General features: G+C 51.8%; 13 protein-coding genes. 10 read left to right on the top strand and 3 right to left on the bottom strand.

The window, feature by feature from the left end; genetic code table 11:
- Nucleotides 1–109: 109 nt before the first annotated feature.
- A complete protein-coding gene (locus K7B67_RS12545; protein ID WP_252176219.1) occupies nucleotides 110–994 on the top strand; it encodes an NAD(+) kinase in 885 nt (294 codons plus the stop codon).
- A 45-nt stretch (nucleotides 995–1039) separates the two neighbouring features.
- On the top strand, nucleotides 1040–1909 hold the full coding sequence (locus tag K7B67_RS12540; protein ID WP_252176218.1) for a rhomboid family intramembrane serine protease: 870 nt from the start codon (nucleotides 1040–1042) through the stop codon (nucleotides 1907–1909).
- Between the two features lie 70 nt (nucleotides 1910–1979).
- On the opposite strand, the gene K7B67_RS12535 is transcribed toward K7B67_RS12540, so the two are convergent.
- Entirely contained in the window at nucleotides 1980–2270 is a 291-nt protein-coding gene (locus K7B67_RS12535) for a hypothetical protein (protein WP_252176217.1), read from the bottom strand.
- A 252-nt stretch (nucleotides 2271–2522) separates the two neighbouring features.
- On the bottom strand, nucleotides 2523–3050 hold the full coding sequence (locus K7B67_RS12530) for a DUF2062 domain-containing protein (protein WP_252176216.1): 528 nt from the start codon (nucleotides 3048–3050) through the stop codon (nucleotides 2523–2525).
- Between the two features lie 163 nt (nucleotides 3051–3213).
- Here K7B67_RS12530 and K7B67_RS12525 point away from each other — a divergent pair, with 163 nt between their 5' ends.
- The 8 genes from K7B67_RS12525 to K7B67_RS12490 all read left to right on the top strand — a co-directional run bounded on the left by K7B67_RS12525 (nucleotide 3214) and on the right by K7B67_RS12490 (nucleotide 10931).
- Nucleotides 3214–5667, top strand: coding sequence for a DNA internalization-related competence protein ComEC/Rec2 (locus K7B67_RS12525; RefSeq protein ID WP_252176215.1), 2454 nt, complete (start codon nucleotides 3214–3216; stop codon nucleotides 5665–5667).
- Between the two features lie 128 nt (nucleotides 5668–5795).
- The gene (locus K7B67_RS12520; RefSeq protein WP_252176214.1) at nucleotides 5796–6425 is read left to right on the top strand and encodes a MotA/TolQ/ExbB proton channel family protein; all 630 of its coding nucleotides are present in this window, start codon (nucleotides 5796–5798) and stop codon (nucleotides 6423–6425) included.
- Entirely contained in the window at nucleotides 6425–6853 is a 429-nt protein-coding gene (locus tag K7B67_RS12515; RefSeq protein ID WP_252176213.1) for a biopolymer transporter ExbD, read from the top strand. Before K7B67_RS12520 ends, K7B67_RS12515 begins: the two co-directional genes overlap by 1 nt.
- Before the next feature lie 63 nt (nucleotides 6854–6916).
- The gene (gene lpxK, locus K7B67_RS12510) at nucleotides 6917–7978 is read left to right on the top strand and encodes a tetraacyldisaccharide 4'-kinase (RefSeq protein WP_252176212.1); all 1062 of its coding nucleotides are present in this window, start codon (nucleotides 6917–6919) and stop codon (nucleotides 7976–7978) included.
- The gene (locus K7B67_RS12505; RefSeq protein ID WP_252176211.1) at nucleotides 7959–8177 is read left to right on the top strand and encodes a Trm112 family protein; all 219 of its coding nucleotides are present in this window, start codon (nucleotides 7959–7961) and stop codon (nucleotides 8175–8177) included. Before lpxK ends, K7B67_RS12505 begins: the two co-directional genes overlap by 20 nt.
- Nucleotides 8177–8968 (top strand): 3-deoxy-manno-octulosonate cytidylyltransferase, encoded by a 792-nt coding sequence (gene kdsB / locus K7B67_RS12500; protein ID WP_252176210.1) that lies wholly within the window; start codon nucleotides 8177–8179, stop codon nucleotides 8966–8968. Before K7B67_RS12505 ends, kdsB begins: the two co-directional genes overlap by 1 nt.
- Nucleotides 8968–9981 (top strand): UDP-N-acetylmuramate dehydrogenase, encoded by a 1014-nt coding sequence (gene murB / locus K7B67_RS12495; protein WP_252176209.1) that lies wholly within the window; start codon nucleotides 8968–8970, stop codon nucleotides 9979–9981. The genes kdsB and murB overlap by 1 nt, the downstream gene beginning before the upstream one ends.
- 185 nt (nucleotides 9982–10166) lie before the next feature.
- Nucleotides 10167–10931 carry a DeoR/GlpR family transcriptional regulator gene (locus tag K7B67_RS12490; RefSeq protein ID WP_252180573.1) on the top strand — a complete coding sequence of 255 codons (765 nt, stop codon included), beginning with the start codon at nucleotides 10167–10169 and terminating at the stop codon, nucleotides 10929–10931.
- 51 nt (nucleotides 10932–10982) lie between these two features.
- Here K7B67_RS12490 and rne read toward each other — a convergent pair whose 3' ends face one another.
- Nucleotides 10983–13904: a ribonuclease E gene (rne, locus tag K7B67_RS12485; RefSeq protein WP_346658233.1), complete on the bottom strand. Its 2922-nt coding sequence runs from the start codon at nucleotides 13902–13904 to the stop codon at nucleotides 10983–10985.
- Nucleotides 13905–14052: the final 148 nt, after the last annotated feature.

Here is a 14052-nt window from a genome sequence, read left to right as displayed (position 1 = left end):
AACAGATTCAAATCGGTGTGTTTATTTCCAGACAGATAATAGCTAATCCCATCTTTGGAGGCTGTCATCCGGACGATATGAATTCACCAATCACAAGTGATTTAGACCGATGGAAGAATTTAAGCAGGTTGGGGTTACCGGACGTCAGGGTAAGGCCCATATTGATGGCACCCTGAAGTGTCTGACTGAGTTTCTGCAATCGCAGGGTGTCGCTGTGTCACTGGACGAGCAATTGTCGGATCTTTTGCCGGGGCACAGTTTCCCGCTCTGCGACCGGGCCAGTATGGGCAAAACCTGCGACCTGGTGGTTGTTGTCGGAGGGGATGGCAGTTTACTGGGAGCCGGCAGGGAGCTTTCTGTCTATGATGTTCCGGTCGTCGGTGTTAACCGCGGTCGTCTGGGTTTTCTGACGGACGTTTCACCCGATGAGCTGGAAACCTGTATGGGTGAAATACTCAATGGCCATTACCGAATGGCACATCGGTTTTTGCTGGAAGCCAAAGTTGAGCGTCAGGGGAAAACCATTGCCTCCGGCGATGCCCTCAATGATGTTGTGCTGCATCCGGGGGTATCCACTAAAATCATAGAGTTTGAATTATTTATTGAAGGCCAGTTTGTCTATCGCCAGCGTTCTGATGGCCTGATTATGGCTACACCGACGGGTTCAACAGCCTATGCGCTGTCGGGTGGGGGACCCATCATGCACCCCAAACTGGATGCCATTGTGCTGGTTCCCATGTATCCGCACATGCTGACTAACCGACCCCTGGTTGTGGATGGCAACAGTCAGTTGCAGCTGGTGATTCATGAAGGCAATGAAATACACCCGCGTATTAGCTTTGATGGACAGGTAGATATTGAGCTGAAGCCTGACGATGTCATTCTGATCCGTAAAAAGAAGCAAAAGCTGAAATTGCTGCATCCTTTAAATCATAATTTTTACGAAGCCTGTCGATCCAAATTAAACTGGTACCCCAACGAGGATCAACAGTGACTGTATTGTCTACACTAATCCGTTTGAGCATAACAAGAGTTGACTATGTATAGGGTGCTGGAACTTTCTGCACAAAAGGATTTAAGTGCACTGTCCTACTTTCTTTACCGGCAGGGAGTGCCCCACAAAATTACCGAAGAATCCGGGAAACAGGTGCTGTGGACCCAGAATGAGCAGCAGGGAGAAGCAGTAAAAAACTTCTACCGGGACTGGCAATCCGGGGAGCTGGAACTGGAAGCGGCGCCTCCCCGTAAAGGACCTGAAGTCGGGAACTTTTTTAAAAACATTCCCTGGAAACGCTTTCCCTTCACCTTTCTGATTCTTGCGATTTGTCTGGTGGTGGCTGTCCTGACGCACCTGGGCGAGAATTTTCAGGCTATATCCAGTTTCACCTTCGTAGACTTCAAGGTGGCCAATGGCTACATCTACTACGCCAGCCTGGAGCATACTCTGGAAAGTCATGAATACTGGCGTCTGATCACTCCGATTTTCATTCATTTCGGGATTCTTCATTTGGTGTTCAATGCTCTGATGTTCTACGTGCTGGGTGGCAGAATCGAAATGCATCAGGGTGGTATTCATCTGCTGGGGCTGGTTTTGCTGACCGGGGTTCTGTCCAACTTCGCCCAATACGCCATGTCAGAGGGTTCCGTATTGTTTGGCGGTCTTTCCGGTGTCGTCTATGGGCTGATGGGTTACAGCATGGTTCGCGAACGGCTGGACAAGAGTTTCCACATGGGACTGCCGCCAGCGATTTATGGCTTTATGCTGGTGTGGCTGGTGATTGGTTATACCGATATTCTCGGCCCAGTGCTGGGGCAGATGGCTAACGCCGCCCATCTCGGAGGACTGGTATCCGGGATTGTACTGGGCGGGCTGGCAGCCCTGATGTTTAAGTCCAGAATCAAAGTTTAAGTTGAAGTGTATCGGGAAGAGGCTTTTCGCAAACTGCACTTCCATGGAAGTGCAGTTTTGAAAATATAAATCAGTTGTCACTCATATACTGGCTTGGGTCAATGTAGATGCCCAGCGAGCGTTTGTCGATACGCTTTTCATTAGCCTGTTCTTTGTAGCGGAAGACGACAGTATCTCCCTGACTGACATCCAGGGTCTTGTCGGCGGAGAGGTACTTGTATTCGTCACCGGATACGGTCAGTGTATGGATGTAATAGTCGGGCATGCCCAGCCAGTCATTGTGTGGGCCGTCGGTGCTGATGTTCTCAAGCACACCGCGGCCTTCCAGCTTTGGCTTGCGCTTTTGGGGGCTTCTTTGCATGGCAGTATTTGGATTACCGAGGGGTCAAAAAGAGTTCTTCAAAAGGTGAGGGTTCTAACTCATGATGACAACTATAGGAAGACCGAGGCTCACTGTCCATAGCAATAGAGTGAAAATGTCGCATTTTTAGTGGTACTTATTTATTTATCACTCTGAATGGGTTTTTCATAACAGATTGTCGGGCAAGCATTCAAGCAATGAAGATGGAGTTAAACGATAGGTGTCATAAGGTCGCCGGTAATAAAGGCGCATTTACGGTTTTTTGTGAGCTGAGCGTTTGCGTCGCTGCCGCCAGTGGTGAATGACATTCCAGCGCCAGTAAAGCCGGATCAGCAGATAGCCAAGAAAACCACCAATCACTCCTGTAATGATTGAGCCCAGGTACAGAGGCTTCCAGATTCTGGCGAGTTCAACCCCCACGCTGTGTATTGAAAGCTCAAAGGAGTTTTCGCTGACGGGCACATCCAGAATGTAGCATCCGATCTTATAAGTGAAATAAAAGATGGCTGGCATAGTGACCGGGTTGGTGATCCAGACCAGGGCTACCGACAGGGGCAGGTTACAGCGAAATACGACGGCCATGGCTGCTGCTACGACCATTTGGAAAGGCATGGGGATAAAGGCACAGAATACGCCCACAAAAAAAGCGCTGGCTGCTGAGCGTCGATTCAGGTGCCAGAGGTTGCTGTCGTGAATAGCACTGCCCAGAAACCGTAGATGGCGGTTGCCCTTAATGGTTCCCGGATCCGGCAGGTAGCGTTGTATTAATTTCCTCGCCATGTCCCTTAACTGTACTCTTTCTCTAATTTGAGGCTGGTTCGAAGTCTTCACAGCATAATCCAATCTTGGCGACTATGCTGTGAACCTACCCCCGAGCGGCAAGCCCATTTTGGTCTGGTACGATCGTACTTTGTAAAAAAGCCCGACATTATGCACTGATAAAATGAAACACACTATCCACCTTCCCACAGCTTACTGTAGCTATTTGTCGGGAATAGTGCTGACGATTCTGTTTCCGGTGATACCTGATGAAATGTCTATCAGGGTTATCGGCGTCTTCAGTGCGCTGTTAATTATGGCAGGATTTTTGCCTGCCATCGCAGGGGTGAAGGTCTCCCGGATCACTGTCCCTGCTGCATTAAACGGAGGGTCGGGGTTTCGGAGGTTTTTGAGCGGTTATGCCCGATTCAAGGGTTCTGCGCCGGGTGCCAGCTATTTCTCCAATGGTTTTTCAGCGCTGATCCTTTTCTATCTGGGATTGGGGTTGATGGGAATCTTTACAGGGTTTTTACACGCTGATGGACTGAGGAAAAGCTGGATCAACGCTGAGCACGAAAGCAGAGCAGTGACAGTAACAGGGGTTATTTCAGACATTCCGGCTTATCACTCACACCTCACCCGCTTTGATTTTAATGTGAAAACGCTGGAGGAAGAGGCTACCGGACATCTTAAAAAGATTCGACTCAGCTGGTATCAGGCACCTGAGATTCAGGCTGGAGAAGTGTGGCGGTTACACATTCGGATCAAGCATCCTCAGGGTAATCGCAGTCCGGGAGCTTTTGACAGAGAGGCGTGGGCAGCCAGAGAGAATATTCAAGCCACGGGTTATGTCAAATCAGGCGAAAAAATGGCGACTTCTGACGGCATGGCTTTTTTCAGAAGTCGGTTTCGAAGTGCGGTGCGACAGTGGCTCTATGAACATTGCAGTGAGAATTCTGCTGGTTTGTTATCGGCACTGCTGATAGGCGATAAGTCAGGCATCTCTCAACAGCAATGGCAGTGGTTGAATCAGACCGGTACGACTCATCTAATGGTGATCTCAGGTCTCCATATAGGGCTTATGGCGGCAGTGGGTTTCTGGCTGATAATGATGCTGGCACGAACGGGGGCTGTCCCTCTCAGGAAGATCACCTGGCCTCGGTATGCGGCTGGGGCAGGGCTGTTGTTTGCTCTGGCCTATGCCTTCATGGCGGGCTTTTCGGTTCCGGTTCAAAGGGCTCTGGTGATGACGGGGCTGGCACTATCGGGGCCTTTGCTGGGTATTAAGGCCAGACCCCTGACCCTGTTCCTGCTGGCGCTTTGTGTTGTACTGTCGGTTGAACCTCTGGCAATAACCAGTGCTGGCTTCTGGTATTCCTTTTCGGCGGTAGGCATTCTGCTTTACGGTTGTTGTGGGCGGGTTTTCATGGCAGCTGATGAGGCCAGGATGGGAGGCAAGTCGAGGGCCTGGCTCAGGCCTCAATGGCTGGTTTTCCTGATGTTGGCCCCGATGTTGTTATTCAATCAACAGTCGGTATCTCTGTTTTCACCCCTAATTAATCTCGTTGCGATTCCTGTGATGGGGTTACTGGTCGTACCTGTTGCTTTTCTTGCCCTGGTACTGCAGCCGATTTTTACATCAGCCTCGATCGGGGTTCTGCACTTTCTGGATGAAGTTTTCAGGTTCTGGGATGTGGGGTTAGCCACGGTATCATCGGTGCCGGTTTTTGTGCCTGTTGTCAGCATAGGACTGGTTCAAGTGGTCCTCATGGTGTGTGCTGTATTGATTCTGGCGACACCCATGGGACTTGGATTAAGGGCGCTTTCCCTCTTTTTTCTGCTGCCTCTGTTGTTCCCAATCAAGGATTATCCTGAAACAGGCGCAGCAAAAGTGGCCGTGCTGGATGTGGGGCAGGGCATTGCCGTGCTTTTGCAAACTCGTCAGCACACACTGCTGTACGATACCGGAGTGGCTTCCAGGGGGCGCTTCAACTCAGTGGATGGCATCATTGTTCCTTATCTCAATCGATTGGGGGTTGATCGGGTGGATCGTGTCATGATTTCCCATGGCGATAATGATCATTCAGGCGGACTGGAACGGATTCATCAGCGATACCCCGAAGCGGAGATTATTTCAGGCTCTGCGGTGACGGGGTTTGAAGGCGCAATAAGTCCTTGCCTGCCGGGAATGAAATGGCAATGGGACGGAGTCGCGTTTGAGGTTTTATCAGGCAGTCGGTTATCAGTTCCTGATAATGAGCGATCCTGTGTCTTGAGAGTCACAGCAGGTCGTGAAACGTTACTCTTGACCGGCGATATTGGCAAAAAAACCGAGTCTTATTTAGTCAGTCAGCTTGAAGGTCTTGAGGCTGATTACCTTCTGCTTCCTCATCACGGCAGCCGTTTTTCGGGTTCACAGGCGTTTCTGTTTCAGGTCAATCCATCGCAGGTGTTGGTGTCATCCGGTTATCGAAATCGATTCGGGCACCCAGCGGGAGAGACCCTGGATCGAATTGAGCAACTGGGAGCCACTCTCTACAATACGGCGACTTCAGGGACGCTCAGTTTTGTCATGGGGAAAGGGCCGGAGAGAGTGAAACAGTACAAACATCAAAGCGCCAGATACTGGTGGCGCTGAGAAGTGACCAGTCGTGTCTGGGGTATCAGCACCCTTGCGGTTGATACGCATGTGCTCGTGGTTTTAAAGCAATGCTCTATGATAGAGTCATTTTATTAAGCGCAGGAAAAATCAGAAGGGAATAGGCCGTGTTCGAATTGGTTAAATCCGGTGGTTGGCTTATGTTGCCAATCCTGCTGAGTTCTGTCATTGCCATGGCGATTATTTTTGAACGTCTCTGGACGCTCAGGCCGTCGCGTATTGCCCCCAGGAATACCTTGTCCCAGGTCTGGAAGTGGATTGAGAATAATGATCTGGACAGCAAGAAAGTCAGAGGCTTGAGGGATGGTTCTCCGTTGGGTGAAATCCTTGCGGCAGGCATCAGCAACGCTCGCTATGGTCGCGATATCATGAAAGAGAGCATTGAGGAGCAGGCCGGCAAGGTCATCCACGAGCTGGAACGTTATCTCAATACCCTGGGAACCGTTGCTGCCATTGCCCCCCTGTTGGGTCTGTTAGGTACAGTGATTGGCATGATTGATGTGTTTACAGTGATTATGCTGGAAGGTACGGGTAATGCCGGGGTACTGGCAGGGGGGATCTCCAAAGCCCTGATTACCACTGCCGCAGGTTTGACGGTGGCGATTCCGACCCTGGTCTTCCACCGTTATTTTACCCGCCGTGTGGATGAGCTGGTGGTCGCCATGGAGCAGGAAGCTACCAAGCTGGTGGAAGTGCTTCAGGGAGAGCGGAAGCTGAAAAACCGCGAGGGTAAGTGATGAAATTTCGTCGCCAGTCCAGGGAAGAGGTCTCACTGAACCTGACACCGCTTATTGATGTGGTCTTTCTGTTGCTGATTTTCTTTATGGTCTCGACGACCTTTACCAAGGAAACTCAACTGGCTATTGATTTACCAGAGGCCAGTGGTGAACAGAGAGAGCCTGTTAAGAAAACCCAGGTGGAAATTACCATCAGTCGGGAAGGTCATTATGCGGTCAATGGCCGGTCGCTCGTGAACAGTCGTCTGGATACCCTGAAAAATGCCCTGGCCAAAGTCAGTGAGGGAGACTCCAATCTGCCCCTTACCATTACCGCTGACGCCAAGACGCCTTATCAGTCCGTGGTGACTGCCATGGATGCGGCTGGACAGCTGGGTTTTGCAAACCTCAGCATGACAACACGAAAACCGGTAGAATCAGAGCCGTAACGATTAATGAGCCTGAAAGGCTTTTTGTTAAGAGCATGTTATTAAGAGAGTTACTGATCCCCCATGGAAAGCAAGGAATCCCGTCGTTGGCAGGCAGTACTCAGTGACTCGGTTCTCAACTCATGGTACGGCAGTGGGTTCTGGACCCGGCTGCTGTTGCCATTATCCTTTTTATTCACTCGAATAGCTCGCAACCGCCGGGTAAAACTGGAGCGCTCTGAGCGCTGGCAGTCGCCTGTTCCTGTCGTTATTGTTGGCAATATTACGATAGGAGGCACAGGCAAGACACCTTTTGTCGCCAGCCTGGTGGCAAGATTAATCCAGCAGGGATTCAGGCCGGGGATTGCCAGTCGCGGTTTTGGGGCCGGCAGGGGTATACATTTGCCAGCAGAAGTATTGCCTGAGTCCGATCCTGCCCTGGTTGGAGATGAGCCTGTGATGCTGGCCCAGCAGCTGAATATTCCGATTATGGTCGATCCGGATCGGGTTTGTGCAGCGAAAGCACTGATCGAACGGAAAAATTGCAATCTGGTGATCGCTGATGATGGTCTTCAGCACTATAATCTGGATCGGCATGTTGAACTGGTGGTGATTGATGGTCAGAGAATGTTAGGCAATGGCCTCAGTCTGCCTGCCGGACCGTTAAGGGAATCTCCTGACAGGCTCAGGGAAGTCGATCAGGTGGTGGTCAATGGTGAGCCCTCTGGGGCACTGGACTGTCAGTTTGAAAGTTTTTTTCTTGAGCCGGGTGCACTCAAGCCTGTTAATGGGCAGAATACGGGTCAGCCTCCTGCCTCCGGAAAAGTACATGGGGTGGCAGGTATAGGTAACCCGGAGCGTTTTTTCAGAACGCTGGAAACGCTTGGATACGAGGTTATTCGCCATCCTTTTCCTGATCATTACGCGTTCGGGAAAGAAGATTTTCAGTTTCATGACCATCTGCCCGTTATCATGACGGCCAAGGATGCGGTAAAATGCTCCGCCTTTGCAGAAGCCCGTTTCTGGTTTCTGCCGGTCCAGGCCAGAGTGCCCGAGACGCTTTTTGAACGAATTCTGAAACTGATTGAAACTAAAGGACCGAAGAGTCGGTCTGATAAGGATACCCATGGACAAGAAGCTGTTTGAGATTCTGGCCTGTCCCCACTGCAAAGGCGACCTGAGATACGACAAATCAGCGGCTGAGTTGATTTGTCGCCCCTGCGGCATGGCCTATCCCATTCGTGATGGCATTCCTGTCATGCTGGAAAACGAAGCCCGTACCCTGACGACTGATGAGCGGCTGGAAGGAGGCGAGGCACCATCCCAAGAGGATACATCGGCCTGATGAATGCTGCCATTGCTCCATTTACTGTTGTTATTCCTGCCCGATTCAGCTCCAGTCGCCTGCCCGGCAAACCACTGGTTGATATCTGTGGCAAGCCTATGATCCAGCACGTCTATGAGCGTGCCTGCGAGAGTCAGGCCACCCGGGTCATTATTGCCACTGATGATGAGCGTATCGTCAAAGCCGCTGAAAGTTTCGATGCTGAGGCCTGTATGACACTGGCCGGCCATCCTTCCGGAACTGATCGTCTTCAGGAGGTTACCCGTCTTTATGAAATGGGTGACAACGAAGTGATTGTTAATGTCCAGGGCGATGAACCACTGATTCCGGCAAAAGTCATTGATCAGGTAGCCAATAATCTGATGCAGACTGAGTCAGCAGGTGCTGCAACCCTCGCAGAGCCGGTCAGGAATCGGGACGATCTGTTTAATCCCAATGTGGTCAAGGTGGTCACGGATCGCGAAGGGTTTGCCCTTTATTTCAGCCGCGCTCCCATGCCCTGGGCCAGAGATGAGTTTGCCGACAACGGCAGTTTATTACCCACAGTGGATATTTTCAGGCGCCATATTGGTATCTATGCCTATCGTGTCAGCCTGCTGAGTGAGTATGTGCAGTGGGAGCAGAGTCCGATTGAGTCCATTGAGTCCCTTGAACAATTGCGACTGCTCTGGAATGGTCATCGTATTCATGTCGCCGATGCCATGGAAACACCGCCCCACGGGGTTGATACGGAAGAAGATCTCAACGCTGTCAGGGTGCTCATGGCAAACAGACTGGCTGATATTTCCTGATGAGAATTCTTGAAAATCATTCCCTCGAGGCGCTGAACACTTTCGGTTTCAGGGTCAATGCCCGCTATTTTGTCGAAGCCAGCTCGGTGGATGACCTCCGCGAGGCTATCGCTTTTGCTACTCAAAAGAATCTTCCTGTCGTTCCTCTGGGCGGGGGCAGCAATCTGGTGTTGACGGGTGATCAGGAAGCTTTGTTTGTCCATGTCAATATCTCTGGTAAAAGGGTCACCTCCCGGAATGATGAATGTGTCGGCGTGACCGCGGGAGCCGGTGAGAATTGGCATGAGTTCGTCCGTTGGACTCTGGGTGAGCGGGCCTACGGCCTTGAGAATCTTTCCCTGATTCCGGGCAACCTGGGGGCAGCGCCTATTCAGAATATTGGTGCCTATGGCGTTGAAATTAAAGATTACTTTCAGAGTCTGCAAGCACTGGATATCCACTCCAAAGAGTTGAAAAACTTTGCTCTTGAGGATTGCCAGTTCGGTTACCGTGATTCGATCTTCAAGCAGTCAGCCCGAGACCGTTTTATTATTACCTCTGTTTCATTTGCCCTGGATTCCAAATGGTCGCCCAGACTCTCTTATGACCGTTTGCAGCAGGAAGTCGAACAGCGCTCAGATGGAAGTCCTGACCCTTTTGTGGTCAGTGAAGCCGTTTGTGGCATTCGCAGAGAAAAGTTGCCTGACCCTTTGCAATTGGGCAATGCCGGCAGCTTCTTTAAAAATCCTGTAGTGGGCGAAGCGCTTCTGAAGAAAGTACAGGCAGCTTACCCTGATGTTGTTGCCTACCCTTTTGAGGGACGCTGGAAGCTGGCCGCTGGCTGGCTGATTGATCGGGCGGGCCTTAAAGGCTGTCGTCATGGTTTGGTGGGTACTTATAACAAGCAGGCTCTGGTGCTGGTGAACCATGGGGGGGCAGAACCTGATGATTTGCTGGGGCTGGCCAGACATATTCAAACTGTGGTTCATGATCGCTTTGGTGTCGAGCTGGAAGTGGAGCCAAGGGTTTATTGACTCATTTCCGGTTGCATCTGGGAGGCCACAACAGGTTTTCGAATTTTCTTCGCTACAGCGTTTGAAGTTGCTATCCTGACGCGACTGATATTTCCATAGATTGAGCTCACTGTTACTTCCAGAGACAGAGTGTTCCAGCTGACCAGAGTTTTCGAATGACTGCCAAGATATCCGCTGTATCTTCTATACCCCAGACCCATCGCCAGGAATTGATTGTTGATTTAATTCGTCAGCATGGCTTTATGACAACGGATGAGTTGGTGCAACATTTCAAAGTGGCTGCCCAGACGATTCGCAGAGATTTGAATGAGCTGGATAAAAAGAACCTGATCTCGCGTCATCATGGTGGGGCGGGTATGCCCTCCAGCAGTACGGTTAATACGGCTTATTCTGAGCGCAAGATGAGCTTGAGTGAAGAAAAGGATCGTATTGCGGTGGAGCTGGTCAAGAGAATTCCCGACGGTGCATCACTGTTCATCAATATAGGCACTTCGACGGAAGCCGTGGCCAGGGCGCTGTTGCATCACAAGGCGTTAAGAATCGTTACCAATAACCTTCATGTGGCATCAATTTTGTTGCAGCGTGAAGACTTTACCGTGGTGATTGCAGGAGGGGAAGTGCGAAATCGTGACGGCGGTGTTGTTGGTCAGGCCACTCGGGATTTTATTGAACAATTCAGGGTGGATTATGCGGTTATGGGTATCAGTGGTATCGATATGGACGGTTCCCTGATGGACTTTGATTATCACGAGGTCAGGGTCGCACAGGCCATGATTGGTAATGCCAAACACTGTTTTCTGGCGGCAGATCACAGTAAATACGGTCGAAGTGCCATGGTCAGGCTGGGGCATCTTGAGCAGATTGATGTTTTATTCACAGATGATGAGCCACCCGAGCCACTCAAAGAGGTTATGGCAGATTCGGCAATAGAGGTTGTTGTTTGTGATTGACCTCGTCACTGGAGCGATCAAAGCCCGGTGATGGCTCACCGGGCCTGATTATTAATGTTCCTGTGACGCAGAGGCAGCGGATTGCCGATCTCCGGATGGCTTGTTGTCAGACTGCTGGGCGGCTGCGGCCTGTTGTTGCTCCTGGCGATGCTTCATTCGAGGGTCGTTGTGAGCCCGGCTGCGTCTGCGGCGGGGAGCAGACTCTTCCTTTTTGTTGAACTCAACAACATTTGACGTTGGTTCGGCCGCAACTTCAGGTTCAACTGCTTTGGGTGCTTCCTGCTTTTGAGGTGCAGCTTCTTCAGTAACTGGTGCCGGAATGACTTCCCTGGGGGTCTCAATCGCTGGCTTGACCGATTCTTCTGCTTTTACAGCCGGGGGCCTGGCACTTGGCTGAACCGGAACATTCGGCTGCTGAAGAGGGGTTGGTTCCCTGTGGCTGCTGGCAGCGACGGCCTTAGCCATTTCAGTCATGCGAGGTGCGGCTGTTTCAGGTGTTTCAGTAACCGGCTGGGCACTGGCTGCTTTAGGCTGCGAGGTTTCAGTCACAGGCTTCTGCCCGGTGGCAGGAGCTGGTTTGCTGACTGCTGCTTCAGTCTGTCTGGTTGCAGGCGTTTCGGCGGTCACCTCGACTGGTTGATGAGCAGCTTTTTGTTCAGGCTCTCTGGCAACCATCTTTTTAGCTGGGGCTTCCTGCGACGCTTTTGCTTCCTGTCGGGGAGCCGGTCTGGCACTCTGTTTGTGCGAGGTCTGTTCTACAAGCTCTCTATTAGCCGCAGGCGCTCTGGTGGCATCAGGTTGCGCTGGTGCTTCCGTCCTGATCTCTTCAGGTTGAGACAGTGAAGGCAGTACCGGTTGTTCCACCTGGCTACGGTCTCTCTGGGAAGGACGGTTGCTTCTTCTGCGATGTGCAGAGCCCGGGCGGCGACGGCGGCGGTTATCTTCCTGCTGCTCGGAAATGGCCGGATCCTGATGCCTCTGTTCTGCTACAGGCTCACGGCGCTCTCTTCTTTCCTGCGGCTGGCGACGGGGGCTGCGCTCTTCCGGCTGCTGATGAACACTGCGTTCCTGGCGGGCGGTGTTGTCTTTTCTCTCGTCCTGCTGGCGACCACTGCGACGACGTTCGTTGCGAGCCTGGCGATCATCGGGCTGTTCCCTGCGATGCGGTGGCTTGTTGCGTTGCTGGCGCTGGGTACGATGATCCCGTTGTTGATAGTCGCGCTGCTGGTTGTCACGATCCCTTGGCTGACGCTGCTGATGGGCAGTCTTGCGAGTTTCGGTCCGGACAGGCTTTACCGGAGTTTCTTCGGCTGTGAAGAGGCCACCAATGGCTTTCACAAACGACTTGAGCAGGCCTTGCTTTTCAGCTTGAGCGGGCGCCGGTTGAGTCGGAGTTACGTTTTTAACTGCGGCTTCCTGACGTGGATTAGCCCTGGTCTGGGGAGCAGTCGCTTTTTCTTCCTGCGGCTCTTCGGCGGAGATGATTTCGTAGCTGCTTTCGGAGCCTTCCAGTACGTGATCGTCTCTCAGGCGCTGGACGTCGTAATGCGGTGTTTCAAGGTTAGGATTGGGGATCGCAACGATACGAATCTTATGTCGCTTCTCAATCTTGGCAATGGTCTGTCGTTTCTCGTTCAGCAGGAATGCGGCAACCGAGACGGGTACCTGGGCACGGATTTCAGAAGTCTTGTCTTTCAGGGCTTCTTCTTCAATCAGGCGCAGGATAGACAGGGCCAGGGATTCAATGTCGCGGATAGTGCCCTGGCCGGAGCATCTTGGGCAGACCACGCCACTGGTTTCACCCAGTGATGGGCGCAGACGTTGACGTGACATTTCCAGCAGACCGAAAAGAGAAATGCGTCCTGTCTGAACGCGCGCACGGTCCATGGACAGTGCCTGACGGATACGGTTCTCAACTTCACGCTGGTTGCGGTTGTGGCTCATGTCAATGAAGTCGATCACAATCAGGCCGCCGATATCGCGGAGTCTGAGTTGTCGGGCGATTTCATCAGCTGCTTCCAGGTTGGTGTTCAGCGCGGTTTCTTCAATATCGCCACCACGGGTTGCACGGGCGGAGTTGATGTCGATGGAAACAAGCGCTTCTGTGGGGTCAATAACAATCGAGCCGCCGGAGGGTAGCTTAACTTCCCGCTGGAAGGCGGTTTCAATCTGGGATTCGATCTGGAAGCGGTTGAACAGCGGAATGCTGTCTTTATACAGCTTGACCTTGTGTTGGTATTGAGGCATGACCTGCTTGATAAAATCCAGGGCTTCATCAAATACGCTGGTTTTATCAATCAGAACTTCACCAATGTCCTGGCGCAGATAGTCGCGGATCGCACGAATGATAACGTTGCTTTCCTGATAAATCAGCATGGGCGCAGGCTTTTGCGCTGCATCCTTGATGGAACTCCAGAGTTGCAGCAGGTAGTCGAGATCCCACTGAAGCTCTTCCCTGGAGCAGCCAAGGCCTGCTGTGCGGACAATAACACCCATTTCGGAAGGGATATTAAGGTTGCTGAGGATCTCACGAAGTTCGGCTCGCTCATCACCTTCGATACGCCGGGAAATGCCACCGGCTCTCGGGTTGTTAGGCATCAGAACCAGGTAACGACCGGCCAGGCTGACCAGGGTCGTGAGGGCAGCGCCTTTATTGCCACGTTCTTCCTTATCTACCTGGATAATGACTTCCTGCCCTTCCTTGATGACGTCCCTGATATTGGGGCGACCACCCTGGTGAGGAGCGCAGAAGTATTCCCGGGAGATCTCCTTCAGGGGGAGGAATCCGTGACGTTCAGCGCCAAAATCGACAAAGGCAGCTTCCAGGCTGGGTTCAACCCGGGTGATTTTTCCTTTGTAGATATTGGCCTTTTTCTGTTTACGAGCCCCGGACTCAATGTCCAGGTCGTAAAGGCGCTGGCCATCAACCAGCGCAACGCGCAACTCTTCAGACTGAGTTGCGTTGATTAACATTCTCTTCATAGAGTACCGAATAAATTCAGAGGCTAGCCTCTCAAGCCGGCACTGCCCGATTTCTTGTCTTCCGGTCCGTCACTGATGCGGAACTGCCGGTTTTTAATCTGTGCTACCGGGGTTACTTCCCAGTACTTCTCTAACCTGC

The organism is Endozoicomonas sp. 4G (assembly GCF_023822025.1).
Taxonomy (GTDB): Bacteria; Pseudomonadota; Gammaproteobacteria; order Pseudomonadales; family Endozoicomonadaceae; genus Endozoicomonas_A.
Note: the sequence above shows the minus strand (reverse complement) of the source record. Positions and strands in the feature narration are given on the sequence as shown.

Bases quoted from the DNA above. Each gene is read 5' to 3' on its own strand.
- K7B67_RS12545 (WP_252176219.1), top strand. From the start codon at position 110: ATGGAAGAATTTAAGCAGGTTGGGGTTACCGGACGTCAGGGTAAGGCC.
- K7B67_RS12540 (WP_252176218.1), top strand. From the start codon at position 1,040: ATGTATAGGGTGCTGGAACTTTCTGCACAAAAGGATTTAAGTGCACTG.
- K7B67_RS12535 (WP_252176217.1), bottom strand. From the start codon at position 2,270: ATGCAAAGAAGCCCCCAAAAGCGCAAGCCAAAGCTGGAAGGCCGCGGT.
- K7B67_RS12530 (WP_252176216.1), bottom strand. From the start codon at position 3,050: ATGGCGAGGAAATTAATACAACGCTACCTGCCGGATCCGGGAACCATT.
- K7B67_RS12525 (WP_252176215.1), top strand. From the start codon at position 3,214: ATGAAACACACTATCCACCTTCCCACAGCTTACTGTAGCTATTTGTCG.
- K7B67_RS12515 (WP_252176213.1), top strand. From the start codon at position 6,425: ATGAAATTTCGTCGCCAGTCCAGGGAAGAGGTCTCACTGAACCTGACA.
- lpxK (WP_252176212.1), top strand. From the start codon at position 6,917: ATGGAAAGCAAGGAATCCCGTCGTTGGCAGGCAGTACTCAGTGACTCG.
- K7B67_RS12505 (WP_252176211.1), top strand. From the start codon at position 7,959: ATGGACAAGAAGCTGTTTGAGATTCTGGCCTGTCCCCACTGCAAAGGC.
- kdsB (WP_252176210.1), top strand. From the start codon at position 8,177: ATGAATGCTGCCATTGCTCCATTTACTGTTGTTATTCCTGCCCGATTC.
- murB (WP_252176209.1), top strand. From the start codon at position 8,968: ATGAGAATTCTTGAAAATCATTCCCTCGAGGCGCTGAACACTTTCGGT.
- rne (WP_346658233.1), bottom strand. From the start codon at position 13,904: ATGTTAATCAACGCAACTCAGTCTGAAGAGTTGCGCGTTGCGCTGGTT.